This is a genomic window from Xanthomonas sp. NCPPB 1067, assembly GCF_020783795.1.
Taxonomy (GTDB): Bacteria; Pseudomonadota; Gammaproteobacteria; order Xanthomonadales; family Xanthomonadaceae; genus Xanthomonas; species Xanthomonas melonis.
Genome location: NZ_JAJGQG010000016.1, coordinates 1 through 20679, shown reverse-complemented (window position 1 = coordinate 20679; position 20679 = coordinate 1). Strand labels below are relative to the sequence as shown.

At 62.4% G+C, this 20679-nt stretch carries 16 protein-coding genes and 1 other annotated feature; of the genes, 9 read left to right on the top strand and 7 right to left on the bottom strand.

Annotated elements, in window-relative coordinates; translation table 11 throughout:
* Positions 1-12: 12 nt before the first annotated feature.
* Both LL962_RS13070 and LL962_RS13065 read right to left on the bottom strand, forming a co-directional pair.
* Positions 13-2286 carry a TonB-dependent receptor plug domain-containing protein gene (locus LL962_RS13070; protein WP_228317209.1) on the bottom strand — a complete coding sequence of 758 codons (2274 nt, stop codon included), beginning with the start codon at positions 2284-2286 and terminating at the stop codon, positions 13-15.
* A 360-nt stretch (positions 2287-2646) separates the two neighbouring features.
* Positions 2647-3672 (bottom strand): alpha/beta hydrolase, encoded by a 1026-nt coding sequence (locus tag LL962_RS13065; RefSeq protein ID WP_228317208.1) that lies wholly within the window; start codon positions 3670-3672, stop codon positions 2647-2649.
* Between the two features lie 109 nt (positions 3673-3781).
* Between LL962_RS13065 and LL962_RS13060 the strand changes: the two genes are divergently transcribed.
* On the top strand, positions 3782-4612 hold the full coding sequence (locus LL962_RS13060; protein ID WP_228317207.1) for an AraC family transcriptional regulator: 831 nt from the start codon (positions 3782-3784) through the stop codon (positions 4610-4612).
* 122 nt (positions 4613-4734) lie between these two features.
* Here the strand turns inward: LL962_RS13060 and LL962_RS20915 are convergent, their stop codons facing one another.
* From LL962_RS20915 to LL962_RS13040, 5 genes are all read right to left on the bottom strand, one after another.
* Entirely contained in the window at positions 4735-5145 is a 411-nt protein-coding gene (locus LL962_RS20915) for a hypothetical protein (protein ID WP_255626306.1), read from the bottom strand.
* Positions 5146-5183: 38 nt separating this feature from the next.
* On the bottom strand, positions 5184-5858 hold the full coding sequence (locus LL962_RS20910; protein ID WP_255626305.1) for an acyltransferase family protein: 675 nt from the start codon (positions 5856-5858) through the stop codon (positions 5184-5186).
* Between the two features lie 226 nt (positions 5859-6084).
* Entirely contained in the window at positions 6085-6873 is a 789-nt protein-coding gene (hisN, locus tag LL962_RS13050; protein ID WP_228317206.1) for a histidinol-phosphatase, read from the bottom strand.
* A 10-nt stretch (positions 6874-6883) separates the two neighbouring features.
* Positions 6884-8014 carry an MFS transporter gene (locus LL962_RS13045; RefSeq protein ID WP_104587178.1) on the bottom strand — a complete coding sequence of 377 codons (1131 nt, stop codon included), beginning with the start codon at positions 8012-8014 and terminating at the stop codon, positions 6884-6886.
* A 38-nt stretch (positions 8015-8052) separates the two neighbouring features.
* Complete coding sequence (locus LL962_RS13040; RefSeq protein ID WP_228317205.1) at positions 8053-8829, bottom strand: DeoR/GlpR family DNA-binding transcription regulator; 777 nt, start codon at positions 8827-8829, stop codon at positions 8053-8055.
* Positions 8830-8981: 152 nt separating this feature from the next.
* Between LL962_RS13040 and LL962_RS13035 the strand changes: the two genes are divergently transcribed.
* The 8 genes from LL962_RS13035 to LL962_RS13000 form a co-directional block, all read left to right on the top strand.
* Entirely contained in the window at positions 8982-9590 is a 609-nt protein-coding gene (locus LL962_RS13035; RefSeq protein WP_228317204.1) for a LacI family DNA-binding transcriptional regulator, read from the top strand.
* Positions 9591-9637: 47 nt separating this feature from the next.
* Positions 9638-10854, top strand: a protein-coding gene (locus LL962_RS13030; RefSeq protein WP_228317203.1) for an IS3 family transposase whose coding sequence is annotated in 2 segments (ribosomal slippage) — positions 9638-9926 and positions 9926-10854 — 1218 coding nt in all. Because the reading frame shifts where the segments join, the coding sequence is not laid out codon by codon here.
* Positions 9916-10032: a sequence feature (AL1L pseudoknot), on the top strand. It overlaps the preceding gene by 117 nt.
* 476 nt (positions 10855-11330) lie before the next feature.
* Positions 11331-12317 carry a hypothetical protein gene (locus LL962_RS13025; protein WP_228317202.1) on the top strand — a complete coding sequence of 329 codons (987 nt, stop codon included), beginning with the start codon at positions 11331-11333 and terminating at the stop codon, positions 12315-12317.
* Positions 12318-12791: 474 nt separating this feature from the next.
* Positions 12792-14738, top strand: coding sequence for an ATP-dependent nuclease (locus LL962_RS13020; RefSeq protein ID WP_228317201.1), 1947 nt, complete (start codon positions 12792-12794; stop codon positions 14736-14738).
* Complete coding sequence (locus LL962_RS13015; protein ID WP_228317200.1) at positions 14735-16420, top strand: UvrD-helicase domain-containing protein; 1686 nt, start codon at positions 14735-14737, stop codon at positions 16418-16420. The genes LL962_RS13020 and LL962_RS13015 overlap by 4 nt, the downstream gene beginning before the upstream one ends.
* Positions 16421-16432: 12 nt before the next feature.
* Positions 16433-19732, top strand: a complete 3300-nt coding sequence (locus tag LL962_RS13010) for an NERD domain-containing protein (RefSeq protein WP_228317199.1) — start codon at positions 16433-16435, stop codon at positions 19730-19732.
* Between the two features lie 108 nt (positions 19733-19840).
* Positions 19841-20353 carry a hypothetical protein gene (locus LL962_RS13005; RefSeq protein WP_228317198.1) on the top strand — a complete coding sequence of 171 codons (513 nt, stop codon included), beginning with the start codon at positions 19841-19843 and terminating at the stop codon, positions 20351-20353.
* Positions 20354-20405: 52 nt separating this feature from the next.
* The coding region (locus LL962_RS13000; protein ID WP_228317197.1) for a transposase at positions 20406-20679 on the top strand (274 nt) is incomplete at its 3' end.

The window sequence follows — 20679 nt, the reverse complement described above, 5'->3', positions numbered from 1 at the left end:
TCCTCGGTGAGTTCACCACTGATGGGTCAGGGTCATGGACACCAACCGCCCCAGTGCGGTGGCGTTGGTGGGATCGAAACCGCTGTTGATGCCGTTGACGACGAACGGCGGATCACGATCGAAGAGGTTCTGCACATTGAAGGCCAGGCGCGTGCCGTCCTGCGATGGCGACGCATGCGCGAAGCGGTACCCGATGTTCAGATCCAGCGTGGTCCAGGAGGCGACATGCGGGTCGGATCGGTTCGCCGGATCGCGATAGTGGTCGGCGTAGTTGACGAACAGGCCGCCCGAAAACTGGCGTCGGGTCGCCACCAGCCCGCTGCGGAGCTTCAGGTCGATCGGCAGATACACCGCATTGAACGCATCGACCTGGGGTGCGGAGCGGCTGATGCGGCGTGTGGAGTCGATGATGTACTGCCCGGCAAGGCTGAGCGCGAACTGGGTCTGCCCGACATCGAAGGCATAGGACGCATCCAGATCGACACCGCGCTGCGAGGTGGCCGCGTTGTTGCGGAAGCGGTTGTCGAGGATGACCTCGGTACTGCTTTCGTCGGTTCCGGGCGCGAGCGCGAACGGGCCGACCCGCGAGACGAATACACCCAGCCCGGCGACGCCGATCTGGCGGGCGCTGCGGATCTGCTCGGGCGTCGGCGCAAACGTCAGGATGTCCGCGTAAGCGGCAGTCGGGCCCAGGAACAGCGAAGGAAAACTGCCTGCGAATCCGCTATCGATACGGTCTTCGTACCTGATGCGGTAGTAGCTGACATCGATCTTCAGCCCCGGCACCGCTGCCGGCGCGAACGCGATGCCGCCGGTCCAGGTCCGGGCGCGCTCGGGGCCGAGATCGGGATTGCCGTTGGCCAGCATCATCAGCACGGTCCGTCCGCTGGGTGCGTTCGGATTGGGAATGCGCGCCACCACGGCGGTGTTGTTCGGCTGCATGTCCTGGTACACCGGCGCCCGATACGAGCGCCCGTAGGTGCCGCGCAGGGTCAGCCCGTCGGTGGCCTGCCACAGCATGCCGAACTTGGGGTTGAGGGTGGAGCCGAAGTCGCTGTAGTCGTCGTAGCGTGCGGCCGCCGTCAGCGACAACAGGCGCAGGCCTGGCAGTTCCTTCAGCAGCGGCACGTTCAGTTCGCCGAACACCGAGCCGATGTCGCGGTGCACATCGAACGGCCTCTCCAGCCCGCGGTAGTCGAAGAAATCGTAGCCGTCGCGCCGGAGGCTGCCGCCCAGCGCGATCCGCGCGGCGCCCGCGGGCAGGGTGGCCAGCTCGCCATCTGCGATCAGCTCCAGGTAGCGCGTTTCCGAGCGCATATCGGTGGGGCGCGCCGTGATCGCCGACGTCGCCGAGATCGTGGTGCGCTCGTAGCGCACCGTGTTCCTGCCGTAGCCGCCGTTCAAGCGTGCCTGCCATTGCCGCGGCAGGTCCAGGGTGAGCCCGGCGAACAGATCGAACTGCCGCGTCTGCGGGAACAGGCGGGTTTCGTCTGCGGTGCCGGAAATGGTGGTGTCCATGTCGCGCCTGGCGAAGGAGCCGGTCACGGTGAGCGTCAGCGCCTGGCTCAGTTGCTGGGCGCCATCGACGTACACCCTGTGTCGCCTGGAGCCCGGGTACAGATCGTAGGGGGCGACGGTGACATGCTTCGAAAAATCCCTGTCGCTCGCCGCCAGGTTGTCCTGCTTGAGGAATTCGTAGCTGGCCAGCAGGTGGCCCCCGTCCCAGGCCCAACCTCCGGCTTGCGATGCCTGGTACTCGTTCATGCCGCCGGCGGTGGTCGTGCCTGCCCGAATGGCGGTCTCGTATCCGGTGAAATCGCGCCGCAGGATGATGTTCACCACGCCACCGACCGCGTCCGCGCCATAGATGGCAGAGGCGCCGTCGGTCAGGATCTCCACGCGCTCCACCGCACTCAGCGGGATCAGCGAGATATCGACGTACTGATAGCGGTTGGACGAGGCCACGCGGTGACCGTTGACCAGCGTCAGCGTGGTGCCGGTGCCCAGGCCGCGCAGGTTGATCGACGTGCCCTGCCCGAAGTTGCTTCCGGTGTCGCGGTCCAGCCCGAGATTGGCGACATTGGCCCCATTGGCGCCACCACCGAAGTTCTGCGGAAGTTTTTCGAAGAATTGCTGCAAGGTCGACACGCCGGTGCGCTCGATGGCCTGCTTCTCGAAGACGATGACCGGCGAGGCGCCGCCCACTGCCGTCTCGCGGATGTGGCTGCCGGTGACGAGTACCGGCGCGAGCAGCGGTGCGCCGCTTTCGGCCCGAGGATCTTGCACGTCTGCGCTGCTGGCAGCTGGGGTCTGCTGCGCCAGCGCCGGCCAGCTGCCGGTCAGGACCGCGATGCTGCTCGCAGCCAGTAGTGCGGATGGTCTGAGGATGGAAAGTGTGTTCTTCATCGGCCAGCGGTGTGTTGGGCACGCCATGTCGCGGCGCCGCAGGATGCGACGCCCAATGTGTTACTAAGTAACCCCTTGTTGTTATCGTATAACAAATTTGCGACAAGTCACAATCCGCGCATCCGAACGCAACGGACGGCGAAAGGGCGGTACAGGCCCGGTGCCGAGCTGCCCCCGCAACGCCGGCAGCGACCGCCGGGACAACCGGCGGTCGCTGAGGGGTTCGCAGCGGACGCGCGCTTAGCGCAGATGCTCGCGCAGTCCATCGCCGGCCTGGCCGATGGCATCGCGCACCGCCGGCACGTCGCGCAGCGCGTTGAGCAGGCCGTAATCGTGGATCAATCCGTTGTAGCGGGTCACCGTCACCTCAACGCCGGCTTGATCCAGCTTGCGGCCGAAGGCTTCGCCCTCGTCGCGCAGCACATCCAGTTCGGCGGTCTGGATCTGAGTCGGCGGCAGACCTGCCAGTTGGGCGGGAGTGGCGCGCAGCGGCGAGGCGGTGATCTCGGCGCGCTCCTTGGGGTCGGTGGTGTAGTTGTCCCAGAACCAGGTCATCATGTTGCGGCTGAGGAAATAGCCATTCTGGTAACGCTGGTAGGAACCGTTGTCGAAACTGGCGTCCGTCACCGGCCACAGCATCAGGTTGTAGCGCAGTGCAGGGGTGCCGGCCGCTTTGGCCTGCAGGGCCACTGCCGCGACCATATTGCCGCCGACGCTGTTGCCGGCCAGCGCCAGGCGTTTGCCGTCCACACCGATCTCCCCGCCATGCTCGGCAACCCAGCGGGTCGCTGCATAGGCCTGGCGGATGGCAACCGGATAGCGCGCTTCCGGCGACGGCGTGTAGTCCACATAGACGGCCGCGGCGCCGGATGCGTTGACCAGATCGCGGATCAGTCGTTCGTGAGTGGGGAAGTCGCCCAACACCCAGCCACCGCCATGGAAGTACATGAAGGCCGGCAACACCTTGCCGGTGGTATGGGACGGCCGCACGATCACCAGATTCAATGGTTTGCCATCGGCCTGGATGGTCTTGCGACTGACCTCGGCCGCGGGCAGGGGCGCGTTGGCCTGGGCATCGACCAGCACCTGCCGTGCCTGTGCGGGACTCAATTGCTCGATCGGCTTGCCGCCACCGCTGTTGACGGCCTTGAGGAAGTCGGCAACCGGGCGCAGGGGGGCCGGCTGCTCGCTCGGCACGGCGGCCACTGCGGTACCGATCGATGCGGCCAGGATGGTCGCGGCGGCAAGGGCGAGGGGGGTGTGCATGGGAAGCTCCTGAGGAATGCCGGACGGCGCCGGCGACAGGAGCCACTTTGCGTGCGAGAGCGATACGATAGGCAGCAAATAGTCCGTAAAACTTATCTTAGAGTCCAGAATGGTCGACCGCCTTGCCGCCTTGCTCAATCACTTCTCGGTCAGCGCCGAGGTTTTCCATGCCGGCGCGCTGTGCGGTATCAACCAGCTCGACGGTGGCGAACGGGGGCAACTGCATCTGATCCGCGAGGGCGCGGTGGCGGTCCATAACGGCGATGGCAGCCGCCTGCAGATCGACTGCCCCAGTCTGCTGCTGTACCCGCGGGCGCTGCCGCATCGGTTCGACACCGATCCGCAGCGTGGCGCGGATTTCGCCTGCGCGCACCTGAGCTTCGGCAGCGGCGCGGCCAACCCGTTGGTGCGTGCGCTACCGGCATGCATCTGCCTGCCGCTGGACGCGCTGCGCCAGGGTGCTGCGCTGGTGCATGCATTGTTCGAGGAAGCGTTCGCCCAGCACTGTGGACGCCAGGCGGTGCTCAACCGGCTGTTCGAAGTCGTGCTGGTGCATGTGATACGCGAACTGATGGAACAGGGCCACGCCGATAGCGGCATGCTGGCCGGCATGGCCGATGCGCGCCTGCGGCTGGCCCTGGTCGGCATCCACGACGCGCCCGCGTATCCGTGGTCGCTGGACACGCTGGCCGCCAAGGCCGGCATGTCGCGCAGCGCCTTCGCCCGCGGCTTTCACGACACGGTGGGCTGCACCCCGGGCCAGTACCTGCAGGAATGGCGCATCGCTCTGGTGCAACGCGGCCTGCGCCAGGGCAGGCCGCTGAAGCAGCTCGCCCACGACGTGGGCTACGCCAGCGAGGCCGCACTGTCGCGAGCATTCAAGGCGCAGGTGGGGCAGTCACCGCGCGCGTGGCGGGGTGCCGTCGATCATGACGCATGACAAGGCAGGTCGACGCGTGCCTGTCCCGAGCATCCGCTCCGGTTCCTGCGAGACAAGTGCGGGCGTTGCCCTGCACGCGGGCATGTTGCCGGCGCGCGCGCCCATGCACACGCGAATGGCCGCTAACGCTTTCGGGCCAGCCAGCGTTTGCGGAGCCTCGCGCGGACCGGCTCGTCGAAGCATCGCAGGATGACCCAAGCGAAAACCAGCATCACCATGAAGGTCGCAACGCCTGCCGCCATGGCCGCAGGCGGAGATGGTTTCTGGCTGACGGTGTAGTTGAGAAACACGAAGGCCGTGGGAAAGTGGGTGATGTAGAGCGGATACGAGATCCGACCGAACCAGTGCGCCATCTGCGCACGCCAACCTGCCGGTTCGGAATGGATGCCCAGCACCAGGATGAGCGGGAACATCACCGACACGCAGAACAGATCGTAGAGGGCATTGAGCTTGATGCCGCCCGCCTCGCCGAGGGACGGAAAGCAGAACAGGCCGGTCATGACGATGGACAACGGAACCAGACCCAGGCGCATGCGCGCAAGCCTGTGCTGCACCCGATAGATGAGCAGGCCTACCGTAAATGGATATGGGAGTCGCAGCGGCGCCCCCACAGATTGTCCCAGCCATAGCCGATGTCCAGGGACCCGGCGGTCAGCGCTCCGCCAGCCAGGGCCGCCCATGCGACCGACGCCACGATGCACAGGGCGCGCACGGACAGGAAACGAAGCACCAAGGCGTAGGCGATGTTGGCGATGTATTCCTGAAGCAGCGACCACGACGGGCTATTGATCGGATGGGTGTCGTGCCAGCGGTTGTCGAGGATCGGAGCAGGCAGCACCAGCAGGCACAGGGCGAATGCAGCCAATACCAGGGCCAGCGGGATGGATTGGCTGGTACCGGCGAACGGGTCGAACAGATAGCTCGACACGCCAAGCATGGCTCCCGCCACCACCAGGGGATGCAGGCGGATCAGGCGAGCCACGAAGAACTGGCGGGTGCTCATGGTGGCCCACCGATCGTCGTAGGCGTAACCGATCACGAAGCCGGAGAGTGCGAAGAAGAAATCCACCGCAAGATACGCATGCGGAAGGATCAGCTTGTCGTGCGCGAACGCAACGCCGATCCCCTGGATATGAAACAGCACGACCAGCAGTGCGGCGGTCCCGCGGAGGCCATCGAGAACATCGAAATGGGTCTTGCCGCCGTCCGTACGTTGCAGCGGTGATGGCGTGTGCGGTCGGTTCATGTGCGCTCGATGCGATCCGTCGGAGTCCGGTCTTGCCGGAGCCGGGCTAACCTAGGGAGGTTTATCGATAAACTCAAGAACGCGACAGCGGCGTATCGTCTACGTAGCAGGCGTGGTCGCACTCGGGAACGCCATGCATGTGGCAGGCCGGACGGGCGATCGATGTGCAGCGACGAGCGCATGCGTGCCAGCCGGCCGCATGCGCTCGTCGAGAGTTTCGGCCCGCTTAGCGCAGCGTCTTCAGCGCGATGTCGTGCAGGGCAGGGCTGCCGGATATCAGTACCGGGCCTCCTACTTCGGGCCGGCCGCCATCCACACGCGTGACCACTCCGCCGGCCCTTTCGATGATGGGAATGAGCGCCACGATGTCATAGGCCTGCAACGACGGCTCCAGCGCGATGTCGATATGACCTGCAGCCACCATGACCATGGCGTAGCACTCCCCGCCATATCGCGTCATGCGGACATGGTCCTTCAGGCGGTCGAATCCCGCAGCCAGCGCGCCGTGGTAGCCCTGCGGGCTGGTCGTATGCAGAATCGCTTCGTTCAGCGCAACCTGCCGCGTGTGCAGACGCTCGACCGCTGATCCGCGCCGGTGCCAGGCGGCATCGGCGTCGGCCCAGAACCGCTCGCCGGTGAACGGCTGGCTCATCATGCCGCGCACCGCCACGCCTCCATGTGTCAGGCCGATGAGCGATCCCCAGACCGGGATGCCGCAGAGATAGGGCTTGGTGCCGTCGATCGGATCCAGCACCCAGCAGTAGTCGCTCTCGCCTTCGGCGCCATACTCTTCGCCGAGGATGGCATGGTCGGGAAAGCGCTCCCTGATCAGGGAGCGCATCGCCGCTTCGGCGCTGCGATCGGCATCGGTGACCGGGTCGAACCGGTCGCCCTCCTTGTATTTGGTGTCTACGCCGATCGGCCTGCGGAACCGCGGCAGCGTCTGCGCATCCGCAAGGTCTGCAAGGCGATGCAGGAAGTCGCTCTCCGGGTCTTCGATTCGATGGGTCTGCATGATCGCCTCCTCAGACCTTGAGCCAGCGGGTGGACGCGGCGACGCCGATCAGCAGGACAGCCACTCCCATGAATGCGCCGATCAGGCCGATGCCATGGGCCGCGAAGCCGATCAGTGCGGGCCCGGCCAGGACGCCGGCATAGCCCAGCGTGGTGACCGCGGTGATCGCAATGCTCTCCGGCATGCGCTGCTGATTGCCGGCCAGGGAGAACAACGCCGGCACGATGTTCGCGCAGCCCAATCCGAGCAGGACATAGCCAGCCAGCGAGACCTGCCACGGTGTTACCCAGGTCAGGACCACGAAGCCCACGCTCGCCAGCAAGGCGCCCACCACGATGGAGCGAATGCGTCCCAGCGATTCGACCACCGAATCGCCGAACAGCCTGGTCACCGTCATGGTCAGCGCGAAGGTGACATAGCCCAGGCCCGCCATGGCCGGCTTGACCTCGCGGACATCGGCCAGGAACACCGCGCTCCAGTCCAGCATCGCACCTTCTGCCAGGAACACGACAAACGCCAGGATGCCCAGGAACAGCACGATCCCCTTGGGCCAGGCGAGCAGTGGGCCGTCCTGATGCAGGGCCTCGCCACGCCAATGCCTGAGCGAGAGCACCGCGATCGCCGCCATCGCGACGATGCCCGCCAGCGACGCCGCCATCGGGCCGATCTGCGCAGACAGCAACGCGGTCATGGCGGCGGCGCCGATGAATCCGCCAATGCTGAAGAAGGCATGGAAACCGGACATCATCGCCCGATTGGCCTCGCGCTCCACCACCACGGCCTGCATGTTCATGGTGCAGTCCATCGCGCCCACGCCAGCGCCGAAGACGAACAGTGCGCCACCGAGCAGCCAGGGATTGGCGGTCAAGGCCAGCAGTGGGAGGCTGACGCAAATGATCGCGGTCGTCGCGATCATCACGCTCCGGCAGCCGAAGCGTGCGGCCAGTGCGCCGGAAACGGGCATGGCAATGAGCGAGCCTGCTCCCAGGCACAGCAGGATCAGGCCGAGGACACCGTCCTCGACACCGGTTCGGGTCTTGGCGAATGGAACCAGGACCGCCCAGATGGCGGTGGCGAACCCTGGAATGAAGAATGCGGCGCGTGTGGCGTGCTGCTGCGCGCGGGCGCTGGAGGTAGGCATCGTGGACATAGGGGTAACCGTTGATGAAGTTGAAAGTGTCAGCGCGGCAAGCGGTGGACGGCGACGCCTGCGCTGGCAAAGGCGTGGAGATGCGTGTCGGAGACGCCTGCGGTGACCACCAGATCGTCGATTTCGGCCAGCGCCGCCACATGGTGATTGGCTTCGGTACCGACCTTCTCGGCCGATGCGGCCACGATGACGCGTGAGCTGTTGGCCACCACCAGCCGCTTCAGGGCTGCCTCTTCGACATCGGTGGCCCAGACGCCGGTGGTTGAATCCAGCGCGCAAGCGCCGGGGACACAGACGTCCATGCGCAGGCGTTGCAACTGCGACAACGCCTCCGCGCCGAGGATCCCGCCCGCTTCGGGAGCGAAGAGGCCGCCGATCAGCTGCACGCGGACCCCGCGGCGCTGGCCGGCGGCAATGGCGATCTGCGGAGAATTGGTGATGACGACGAGGTTCTGTTGTTCGGGCAGGCACTGGGCGGCAAGCAGGTTCGTCGTGCCTGCATCGAGAAACACGCTCTGCCCCGGTTGCAGCAGTGCGCAGATGCCGGAGGCCAGGTCCGCCTTGCCGGCAACGCTCTGCTGCGCACGATCGTTGAAGCTGGCCACCTCGACTGCCGCTTTCACGGCGCCGCCGTAGACGCGCTTGCACAGACCGCGGCTGGCCAGTTCGCGCAGGTCGCGGCGGATGGAGTCCTCGGAAACGCCGAAGCGCGCCGCCAGATCGCTGGAGGAGACCCGGCCCTGCTCGCGAAGCAATGCCAGGACGGTCTGGGCGCGTTCTGCGGGAAAACGGTTGTCGTCGGTCATGAGGCACCACTAAGCGAGATCGTGCAATATCATGCATCATCGTGCACAATAGTGCATGAACGTGCACGCACCCGCAGTCGGACGCTGGCCACGCATCGGCGTGGGCCATCGCGTCCAACGGAGGAAGGCACATCACCCACCGAGATCTCGCCGTGCCCATCCGACGTTCTGGCGCTCGTCCGCCCATCACGCTACGAACCGTGGCCGAGCGGGCCGGCGTCTCCCCCATGACGGTCTCCAATGTGATCAATGGCCGCGGAAAGGTGAGCGCCCAGACGCACGCGCGGGTCAAGGAAGCCATCAGGCTGACCGGTTATGTGCCGAACATCGCGGCGCGCCGCCTGGCAGGCGCGGCAGGCACCCGGCTCGGATTTGTCTACTCGGACATCCGATCCCCGTTCCTGAGCGAGGTGTTGCTCACCACGCTCGCCAGCGCTACCGCGATTGGGGCGCAGTTGGTGGTCAGGGAGGGACGACTGCCGAACCGGGATCACGCCGAGCAGCTGGTCATGGAGCTCATCGACGCGGGGGCCGAAGGCTTGCTCCTGGTGCCTCCCTACGCAGAACTGCTCGCCGAATCGGACTATTTCCAACGTCTCAGCGTTCCGGCCGTGGCGATCGCCGGTGCCACGCCACTGGCGGGCATGCAGACCATCCGGATCGACAACCAACTGGCCGCCGACCAGTTGACCAGCCACCTGATCCAGCGCGGCCATCGACAGATCGCCTTCATCACCGGGCCGATGGACCATGGTGACTGAACCGCCCCGGGATTCCTTGAGGCTCCAACTCTTGAGAGGATGGAGTGATGACCAAGCCAGTGAAGTATTCCCCGGAAGTCCGGGAGCGCGCGGTGCGGATGGTGCTGGAACACCAGGACACGCACAGTTCGCAGTGGGCGGCGATCGAGTCGATTGCCGGGAAGATCGGGTGTACAGCCCAGACGCTGCGCAACTGGGTACGTCGTGCCGAGCGTGACCAGGGGCTGCGTCCGGGCTTGACGACGGACGAGCGAGTGCGGATGAAGGCGCTGGAGCGGGAGGTGCGCGAGCTGCGGCAGGCCAATGAGATCCTGCGCAAGGCATCGGCGTATTTCGCCCAGGCGGAGCTCGACCGCCGCTTCAAGCCATGACGGGGTTCGTCGCAGAGCATCGCGATGCCCACGGAGTCGAGCCGATCTGCCGGGTTCTGGAGATCGCTCCGTCGACGTACTACAGCCACGCGGCCCGGGAGGCGCATCCGCAGGCGCGTGCGGACCGCTGGTGGCGGGATCAGGCACTGGAGGCGCAGGTTCGCCGGGTGTGGGACGAGAACCGCCAGGTCTACGGCGTGCGCAAGGTCTGGAAGCAGTTGCTGCGTGAAGGCTGGCAGGTGGCGCGATGCACGGTGGAGCGGTTGATGCGCCGGCTGGGCCTGCGGGGCGTCATCCGCGGCAAGGTGGTGAAGACCACGCACAGCGACAAGGCGCAGCCGTGCCCGCTGGACCGGGTGAATCGGCAGTTCCAGGCAGAGCGACCGAATGCACTGTGGGTGAGCGACTTCACCTACGTCTCGACCTGGCAGGGCATGGTGTACGTGGCGTTTGTGATCGATGTGTACGCGCGGCGGATCGTGGGCTGGAAGGCCTCTACATCGATGAAGACGGACTTTGTGCTCGATGCCTTGGAGCAGGCCCTGCACGCCCGACAGAGGGATGGGGAGCTGATCCACCACTCCGACAGGGGATCGCAGTACGTGAGCATCCGCTACAGCGAACGGCTGGCCGAGGCCGGGGTCGAGCCGTCGGTGGGCAGCGTGGGCGACAGCTACGACAATGCGCTGGCCGAGACGATCAACGGACTGTACAAGGCCGAGGTAATCCACCGCAGATCGTGGCGCAATCGTGAGCAGGTGGAACTGGCCACCCTGGACTGGGTGTACTGGTACAACCATAAGCGACTGCCGGGACCGATCGGGCACATCCCGCCAGCGGAAGCCGAAGCGGCTTACTATCGGCAACAAACCGGTCAGGCCGAGGCGGCCTGACTCAAACCAAGCGACCTCCAAAAAAGTCGGGGCGGTTCACACCCTCGCCGCGCCCAAGGTCCTGCTCACACTCGTCGACACGGACGCCCAACTGATGACCACCGACGAGCGCCCGACGTCATCAACGCCGCCTGCAACCAGGCCACGGCAGCAATCGCCGATGCCGAGTCCAAGCTCGCCGGCCAACCCCATCCAACCTGCTTGCGTGAGGCACTGGCCAACATTCAGGCGCACTGGATGCCTGACGCCCGCTTTTGGCGGGAAGCTGACGATGGGCTCGGAGAGATTAGGGAGGTTTATCGGGGGTATGAGGACGACTTAGAGTTCCATCGAAGGAACCAAGCGCGGATTTCCATCGACTGAATCCGGGCGATACAATTTGCGATAGAGAAAGCCTTTCACCGTACTGAAGCGGATCCTTAAGTAGTGCGGTGAGATGGCAAAGCAAATGCGCGGGCAAGAACAGGGTGCGACGGATGCTCCTTCCAAAAGATATTGAGCTGGGCTTTTCATTCTCCGGCTATGATCAGAATCCTCGATTGCGCGTAATGGTGTTCGATCCAAGGGGCGGAAGCTACCCGCGCGGAACATTCTTCTGCGACGACGGCTTCTTCCACGCCGATGCAGATCTCGCCTTCACGGTCGTACGGTGCTCAGGTTGGCGGTCCATCGACGCAGACGTCCCATTCTCCGAGTTTGCTTGGGCTTCGCCTGCCCAAGTGAGAGTGCTGGGCGCGCTTCTCTTCTGTCAAAACTTTGATGGTGCTTGGATCCGGCTCTACCCAGTGGCCGGGCCGGAATTGGTGCTGAGTATGCATCAGCCTGATCTCTCAGATCGGGCCACCGTCAGCTTGATCAAAGAGCGATTGTTGCTCTCAGCAAGAGAACAGCGACGTATGCCGATGCCGAGCGGCCCCCACGTATCCGCAAGCGTATTGAGAGAGCCTTATCATCTGCTGGACCAAGACATCGAAATGGATCGATTCGCGCCATCCTACCGAAGGATCGACCCTGCAAACTTTGTGCTGATGCGAGGCCTTCAGGCGCTAGTGAAGTCAGACATGCTGGGGCGCCATCAAGAGTTCGGCGAAGAATCAGTCATTGCTGCCTTCATTGCATTGGATGCTTCATTTTCCTTAGTACAGCGGAAGCTCAAGTTAGAGGGCCTGACCAATCCGTCGGCGCATGATGCAGCCCGGTGGCTTCATCGTAATCTCTACGAGCCATTTGGGCATGATCCGCCTGGGGAGCTAGAAAATTACTTTGACGATTTTTACAGCAGTAGAATCTCAACGCTACATCCGGGCAATCGGTTCGGAGATTGTCCTTTTTCGCCAACCATGTGGGACGACGCAATTCATCTGAGATCGCAGCTAAGGCAAGTCTTCTCATTCTTGGTGCATGGAATGCATTTTAAGGACTTCGAGGATGCAGTCGACGACTATCACAAGCGGCACGTTTGAGGAGGCGTAACGATGTAGTCCATCGAAACATTTAAGCAAATACATGTACTTGAGCGCAGGGTGAGCGGGAGCACGAGCGATAAAGGCTAGAGCGGGGCGAGGGATGCCGAATTCTGGCCAACATATGTCTCGCCTCGAGATTAGGAAGATTTATCGGGGGTAGGGGAGCGCAACTTTGAGACCGGTTGCTACCGCTATTGTCGCGATAATGACAAGCATCTGCTGTGCAGTCATGGCCACCGATAACTCATTTCTTGGGCGGCAAGTCAAGTCGTATCGCAGCCATGGAGTGCTCACCCAGCTGCAGTCTTCGAGATGAAGGGGCTCTCGCTCACCGCCGAGCCAGCCGGGCGACAATCGCCTTCCGGTCGCTGACATATGGTCGGAGCATTGCACTGCGGCTTTGTTAAACTAACATGGATGCCCGGGCGGGCGTGTGCCTGTTGCGTGGCAAATCCCACAAAGGGAGGCTAAATGAAGCTCGTTCGCCTTCGCCTATACAACTTTCGCTCTTTCGGTCCCGAACCCACAGTAGTCGAGCTTACTGACATGACTTTCTTGCTCGGGCCTAACGGTGCCGGCAAGACTGCTGTGCTCCAAGCTCTCGCCCGCATGTTCGGGCTCGATCCCGCGCAGCGTAGGATTAAGCGATCCGACTTTCACGTCCCGGCAAGCGAAGCGCCAGAGGACGCCCCTGAACAGCGAACCCTCTGGGTCGAGGCGGACTTCGAGTTTCCTGAGCTGGAACAGGACGAGGCCGATGGGGCCGCACTTCCGGCGGTGCCTGGCAACTTCGCGCACATGCAACTTGTGGCAGCCGAAGGTCCGGCACAAGTTCGCTTCCGGCTGAAGGCAACCATCGATCAGGACGACGACATCGAAGAGAGTTTGACGTTCGTCATCCGCGAAGGCAACGACGGAAATCCAACGGAAGAGAGCCGCGTATCGAAGCAGGACCGTAGCGCCATTCAGGTCCACTACTTGCCAGCACGACGCGACCCTGCCGACCACATCTCCTACTCTGCCAACGCACTACTCGGGCGAGCACTGCGGTCGGCGGACTGGAGCGCTGAGCGCGATGAAATCAGCACCCTAACGGAACAGATTGGCGATGAACTTCGGGACAACGCGGCCATCGGCGGGATCGCTACCGCGCTCACCAGTCAATGGGTCGGCCTGCACAAGGGAAGCCACTACACAAATCCGTCGGTCTCGTTCGGGCGGAACGAGATCGAGAACCTTCTGCGACATCTGAGCATCGGGTTCACGCCCGGCCATGGCGAGAACATCGTGGACTTCACCCGGCTCAGTGACGGTCAGCAGTCCTTGCTCTACGTTTCTCTGGTGCTCGCCATGCACGACATCGGCAGCAAGGTCCTGAGCGGCGAGCTGACCGAAGCGTTTGATATCGACAAACTGCGCCCCGCAGTTTTCACGCTCATTGCCATCGAAGAGCCAGAAAACAGCTTGTCGCCCCACTATCTCGGCCGCGTCGTCAGGACGTTGACGACTTTCGCCGAGGGGCAAGACAGCCAGGCGTTGGTAGCGACGCATGCGCCGTCGCTCTTACGTCGGGTGCCGCCCGAGTCGGTCCGATACCTGCGCCTGAACGAGGAGCGGAGCACCGTCGTCAAGAGCATCGAACTCCCGACGGATGAGACAGCACAGAAGTTTGTCCGCGAAGGCGTTCAGGCCTTCCCGGAGCTTTACTTTTCCCGCATGGTCATCCTGGGTGAAGGTGACAGCGAGCAGATCGTGCTCCCCCGATTGCTGGAGGCCCGGGGCATCCTCGCCGACGACGCATCCATTTCAGTCGTGCCCCTTGGCGGACGGCACGTCAATCACTTTTGGCGGCTGCTGAATGGCCTTGGCATCCCGCATGTCACGCTACTGGACCTAGATGTCGCGCGCTACCAGGGCGGATGGGGCCGCATCAAGTACGCCGCCAATCAGCTTCTGAGCTATGCCGACATCGACGGCAATGACCTGACGCAGGATGAGATCGACGACATCCCGAAGTGGAACTCCGATGACGGGATCATGCTTGACGATCTAGGCTGGATCGCCCGACTTGAGGCGCTCGGGGTCTACTTCTCGACGCCGCTCGATCTCGATTTCATGATGATGACGCACTACCCGGCTGCTTACCGCGTAAAGGACGACGACCTGGAGGAGCCCGACGAAGAGACGGTCAAGGCTGTGCTTGGCAAGAGCCATGATGTGCTTGACGGGCAGTACTCTGACGAGCAGCAGAGCTACTTCGATGCTTACCATCGAAGGTTCAAGCTCGACAGCAAGCCCACGTCGCACATTCGTGCGATGGCGAACCTCGATAACGAGAAGCTCATCGAGCAAATACCCGATGCTCTCGACCGCATGTTCGATGCGGTTGAAGAAAAGGTCGCGGAACTTCCCGAATGATCACGTCCGAACGATGGGCACCGGCTGACGGCCTTTCCCTTGAACCGAACGCGCTAGCGGCGGCCAAGGAGATCGACCGCAACTTGGCGCTCACCGCCGGTCCAGGCGCTGGCAAGACGGAGATGCTGGCGCAGCGTGCCGACTTCCTGCTGCGCTCCGGAGCGTGCCGCTATCCCAAGCGCATCTTGGCGATTTCGTTCAAGGTCGATGCCAGCCAGAACCTCAAGGCCCGGGTCCGCAAACGTTGCGGTCCGGAGCTTGCGGCGCGCTTCGATAGCCATACGTTTCACGCTTTCGCAAAGCGCATCATCGACCGGTTCAGACCGGTACTGACCGGTAAGGACGCGCTTGATCCGGACTACAGTGTCGGTCCTCATCGCGTCCAGCGGCGATCTATCACCTTCAATGACATGGTGCCGCTGGCGGTGCAGATCGTGGAGACAAGTCAGATCGCGCGCAACGCGATCCGTCACACCTACAGCCATGTGTTCCTTGACGAGTTTCAGGACTGCACGGATGCGCAGTACGAACTCATCAAGGCTTGCTTTCAGGGTACGGTTGTCCGGCTTACAGCGGTCGGCGACACGAAGCAACGCATCATGGGATGGGCCGGGGCACTTGAAGGTATCTTTGAAAGCTACGCGGAAGACTTCAACGCACACCCGCTTAACCTCTATCAGAACTTCCGGTCAAAGCCGAGGTTGCGCCGCATGCAGAACGCCATGGTACGCGTCATGGACCCGCCCGCTGCACTTGACGACGATGACTTTCCGGGCGATGAAGGAGAGATTGAGGTCCTTCGGTTCGACAACGATGATGACGAAGCGGAGGCGCTCGCGGATTTAGTGCGCGGCTGGATCGACGGTGAATGCCTTAATCCTTCCGAGATCGCCGTGCTGGTCAGCAAGCAGCAGAACCTCTATTGCCAGAAGCTGCGTGCCGCGTTGGATGCCAGAGGCGTTCCGATCCGCGACGAGGACGCAATGCAGAATCTGGCATCGGAGCCGGTTGCGAACCTGATCGTTGATTTTCTTCTCGTCGCAACAGGGCAGCGGCAGCCAGGCCCCTTTCAGCGTCTCCTCGATCTTGTGGTGTTCGGGCGAGGGTTCGATCAGGAGAACGAGTATCGCGCGCGATCCCGATGGGATCGCTTCAGTGCGAGTGTCAAACAGCGGCTTGCCGCGGGGGAAGCCGACCTTGCAGACATCGACGATCTGCGAACCATCATCGGCGAGCTACTCGACATCGTAGGACGCGATGCGGTAGTCGGGCTTTCGTCCGAGTACGCGCAGGGGGATTATCTGCAACAGCAGATTGACGCGACGACTGATCGGGCACATACGCTGTTGTCCGAAGGCGGGGACCCGTCGGCAGCCCTCGCCTTGTTCTCAGGCGATCGAGCCGTAAAAGTCATGTCGATCCACAAGAGCAAGGGCCTAGAGTTCGATACAGTTGTGATGTTCGGTGTTGAGACTCAGACCTTCTGGGGCGATCAGGATGCCGAGCGCTCTGCCTACTTCGTTGGCATCTCGCGCGCAAAGCGTCGCTTGTATCTGACGGTTTGCGAGGAAAGAGAACCGCCTGAGGGAGCTAAGCGCTGGAATGTGGTCCGGACGGAGCATGAAGAGTTCGTCGGATACGCGAATCCCTATGTCGCCCACCATACCACCGGTCTCAGCTGAGGCGAGATGGGAATGACGGGCGCCGCTACGATCGAACTTTATGTCGGCACGGCCATAGAGCACGCATCGGAGCGAGAAGTGCTGGCCGCGCTCATCGAGCACATGTCGATTGCCGGCTGCTGGGCAGCCATCTTCGCTAACATCCACATCGGCGGCCGCCAGATTGATTTTCTGGTCGCCACCGACTCTCTGACGCTAGTTGTCGAAGCAAAGCAATTCTCGCGTCGTATCCGCGGCAAGGTCAATGGACTCTGGCAGATGCACGTGTCGGGGAGCGCCTGGAAGAATGTCGGGAACCCTTACCTTCAAGCCTTGGACGCAACGCACGCACTGAAGGATCACCTCCGGGCCTCTCACGGCGAAAATCTCGGCTATCCGGCTACGTGTGTCGTCATCGCTCCGAAGGTGCCCGTGGGATCCGATGTGCCACCCTCCGACTTCAGGGTCTCCATCATCGGGACGGAAGGCCTTGCAACTGTCGTCGCCAAGACCTCCCGTCTGCTTCTGTCCAGAGAAAAGTGGGCGGCCTTTGCACGGGAGCTTCGGCTCCAGCGTGTCCAGACGATGAGTGCAGCTTGCGATCCGAAGCTGCTGGAGCAGGAGGTGCTGGTCACCGCTTACAGGTCGGAGTTTCTCCGGACCTATGCCCCCGACATTGGTTCGCTGAAACCTGATTCCTATGGGGTCGGGGACGAAGAGTTCGATGCCAGCGGTGTGGCGGATTGCGTTGCGCAGGAAGGTGAAGACCTGCTGATCGTGGGGCCATCAGGCTGCGGAAAGACCTTGCTGACCAAGAAGATCGCCATCCACTCCTTGGAGCAGGGCCACGTTCCGATACTCCTGCAGGCGAAGTACTTTGCCGGGAAACTAGGCGAGAGCATCGAGCGGGAAGCGGTCATGCTCGGCGCGCCTTCGGCGACCAGCCTGATCAGGGCGGCGAGGGCGACCGGCAGTCCGCTCGTGCTGGTGTTGGACGGGTACAACGAATGCCCGGCAGCAGAACAGCTTGCCCTCACGCGGAGCTTGGCGGCTGCTGTCCGGCGTTTCGGTGCCCGGCTCGTGGTCAGCGCACAGGCTGACCTTGCGCGACCGGATCTCATTGAGGCGAGGCACGTAGTAGTAAGAGAACCTAGCAAGGCCCTGAAGGCAGCGATCGCAGGGTCAAGTGCCGCGGATCGATTCGACTATCTTTTGGAGTCAGTATCGAGCGGGCTTGAGGCAGATTTGGTCGGTCGAGTCGGCACGACATTGGCTGACGGATCGAGCCGATTTGCGCTGTTCGACGCTTATGCGAGGCAAAAGCTGGGAGATGACGCATCCGATGGGATCCGATTCCTCGCTGCCGTCGCAGCACAGCTCATCGACCGAATGTCGTTCAGCCTATCAATCAGGGATTTCGATCGCCTAGCGGCCGCCGAACGCATCCCGGGCGACCTACTTGGAAGGATTGTCGCCGCTGGCCTCGTGGTGAGGCGGTCGGACAAGGTCAGTTTCCGCCATGAGTTGATCTTCGCGGCGTTCGCCGCCGAGTCTGTAGTTCGACGGACCAATCATGATGTCGAGGACGTGCTTCGGGCACTGGGCGCGCCCAAGTATCGAAATGCCCGTTCTTTGATCCTGGGCGCCTACGATGACGATGGATTCGTCGTGAAGGTGCTCGCGGAAACGACCGATGCGGATCTCCTGCGGGCTGCATCCGACGGAGAGTGCGGGCTGGCTGCGCGCCACTGGACCGTCGCCCGATGCGAGCAGGTACTTGAGAGACTGACCTCGGAAGCCGCAGCACTCGGGTTCTCGCTGCAGGGAGGCATCTGGAACGGGGCCGGTGTATCCGAAGACAGCGCCAGCGAATGGACGCCCGCGGAACACGCGCTCATGGCGACAATCTCCTATGGCGTGTGGCGAGGATCGTATCTTGATCAGGTCCTGCATGCCGTAGGCGTAATGGATCAATCGCTGATCCGGGGTTTCCAGGTGCTGAAGGACGAGGCAAGAGAGAAGAAGATTGCGCTCCGCAGCGGCTTGTTTGCGGATGCCTATGTCATGTCAGGAAAGACCGGGATTTCCCACCTGCTGAGGTGCATCTTCAACAGCGATCGCGTGTTCCGGGCTAGCGAAAGTGAAGTCGCGGGCAAGCTCAGGACCAAATGGGAACAGCCTCGCACACCCGGCCAGACTTACCTGCTGCTGTCATTGGTCAGATTCGCGGAGGACAAGGAGTTCGTAGTTCCGTACATCCTGCCCTTGCTCGGCGAGCAGTGGAAGTATCAACCCTACCACTTGCAGCTTGCACTTCTGAATTTCGTGCACTTTGCGCGTCTGTCTGACGAGGAGCTGCGGCAGCAGCTAATAGGCGCATTGGACGCTTTGGTTCCAAACGTGGGTCCCGTACTGTCCGGCATGGTGATCGAAGCCCTTGAGCACATGGGTGCACTGGAGGAAGAGGTCAGCCGGCATGTCGATACCGTCAGGACGGATCTGCAGCAGCTTCTGTCAGGCTCTATAGACGCCGACAAATGCGGCGGCGCCTGGAGAGCTTATGTCTGCCAGTTTGACCACCCGTATTCGGCAGCCTATTGCGAGGTCATGCAAGAGCTGAGTCCGGATGACAGGAAGCGTCTTTTGGCGATGGCCTGCCGAGGCGCGGACTACGCAGGGATGTTCGTTGCACCGTTGATCCAGGAGCTCGTAAAGCATAGCGATCGTTCCGTTGCTCCGGCGATTCAGCGATGGCTAGAGCTGCCCGCAGTTGAGAGTTTCATACCGCAAGATTCTGTCTCCGTGTTTGTGTGGGCCCACGTCGCCCTGGGCATGCTCGGAGTTCCGCTACCCGCCCGCGATGTGCATGAAGACTCTCCCGCGAAGGCTGCCTTGATTGCCTTCGGGGAGTTGTACTACTGGATTCACCGACGGGACTTCGAAGCGGAGCATCTCGATCAGGCTTGCGCGCCGGCACTGGGTGTTTTGCTCAGGCCAGATCAGTTCGGGGCGGCGTCGGCCTTGCATATGTTGACCAGGTCGATGATGCACGAAGATGACGTTCGAGAGTCGGTCATCCGGGAATTTCCCGGCGCGATGGCAAGCATCTGCCGGAACGCATTGCGGCTGCCCGACCATCAGGTCGGCTACTTTCCGCATTTCGTGCATGACAAGCTTGACGCGCTGCGATTCTCGATCGATCTGATAGGGAGTCTCGGTGACATGGGCGATCTACCGCTCTTGCGAAGCCTAAGTGAGGATATGGATATCGGGGAATCGGCGATCAAGGCGATCCGGCGTCTTGAAGTACGATCAGGCAGTATCGGCGGCTAGGAGGGCACTGGCAGCTGTGCGAAAATCAGTGCAAAGATAGTTGTGTTCCTAAACATACATCGGCTTCGTTTATGGTCGATGCAATGCAAAACCAAACGGTGCGAGACGATGTCGATCAAACGAGTGCTAATTCCGGATACGACTTTCGACGGCGATGCAATCCGCACAGCATTTCAATGCCTTCTTGGCGTCATGGCCGAGGATCCGAGCATCAAGCGATGTCTGCTGTACATCCCAACCAAAGGAAACATCCAATCCACCACGCTTGAGCAGGCGCTGGGTGCAAAGACCTTGAAGCTGCTCAGTGACGGTAATGAGCTGCGTATCGGCGAGGGCGCTGTCAGGCTGGAGACAATCAGGACCTTCAAACCCTATTCGCCGGGAGACGCCGTGGTTGTTGTCTATGCCGATCAGAAAATGATGGATGCCGTTGACTCGAATCGGTCATTGAAGGCCGTTATTTGCGTACCTCATCTTCCCGATGCGGTGGATAGCTGGAAACGCACATGGAATCCGATCTCGCCTGGAGGCAAGCAGGAGGAAGCACGGCTCATCAGCAATCCGATCGTCGAGGCGGCGCTGGCTTCTCTGACCGGACGAATCAATCTAAGGAAACTCTGAACAACTCCCCCTGATCCTGCGACAATCGCACAGACGCAACGGGACGACGACGATGCAACTGACTTTCGGCGACGCGGAGTACAACGGCAAGCGCAAGCGGACGCGGCGTGAGATGTTCTTGGCCGAGATGGACCAGGTCGTGCCGTGGAAGGACCTGCTGGCGCTGATCGAGCCGCACTATCCGAAGTCGGGGCAGCCGGGGCGCCAGCCGTATCGCTTGGAAACGATGCTGCGCATCCACTTTTTGCAGCAGTGGTATGCGCTGAGCGATCCGGCGGCGGAAGAAGCGCTGTACGACACGGTGTCGATGCGCCGTTTCGCCAAGA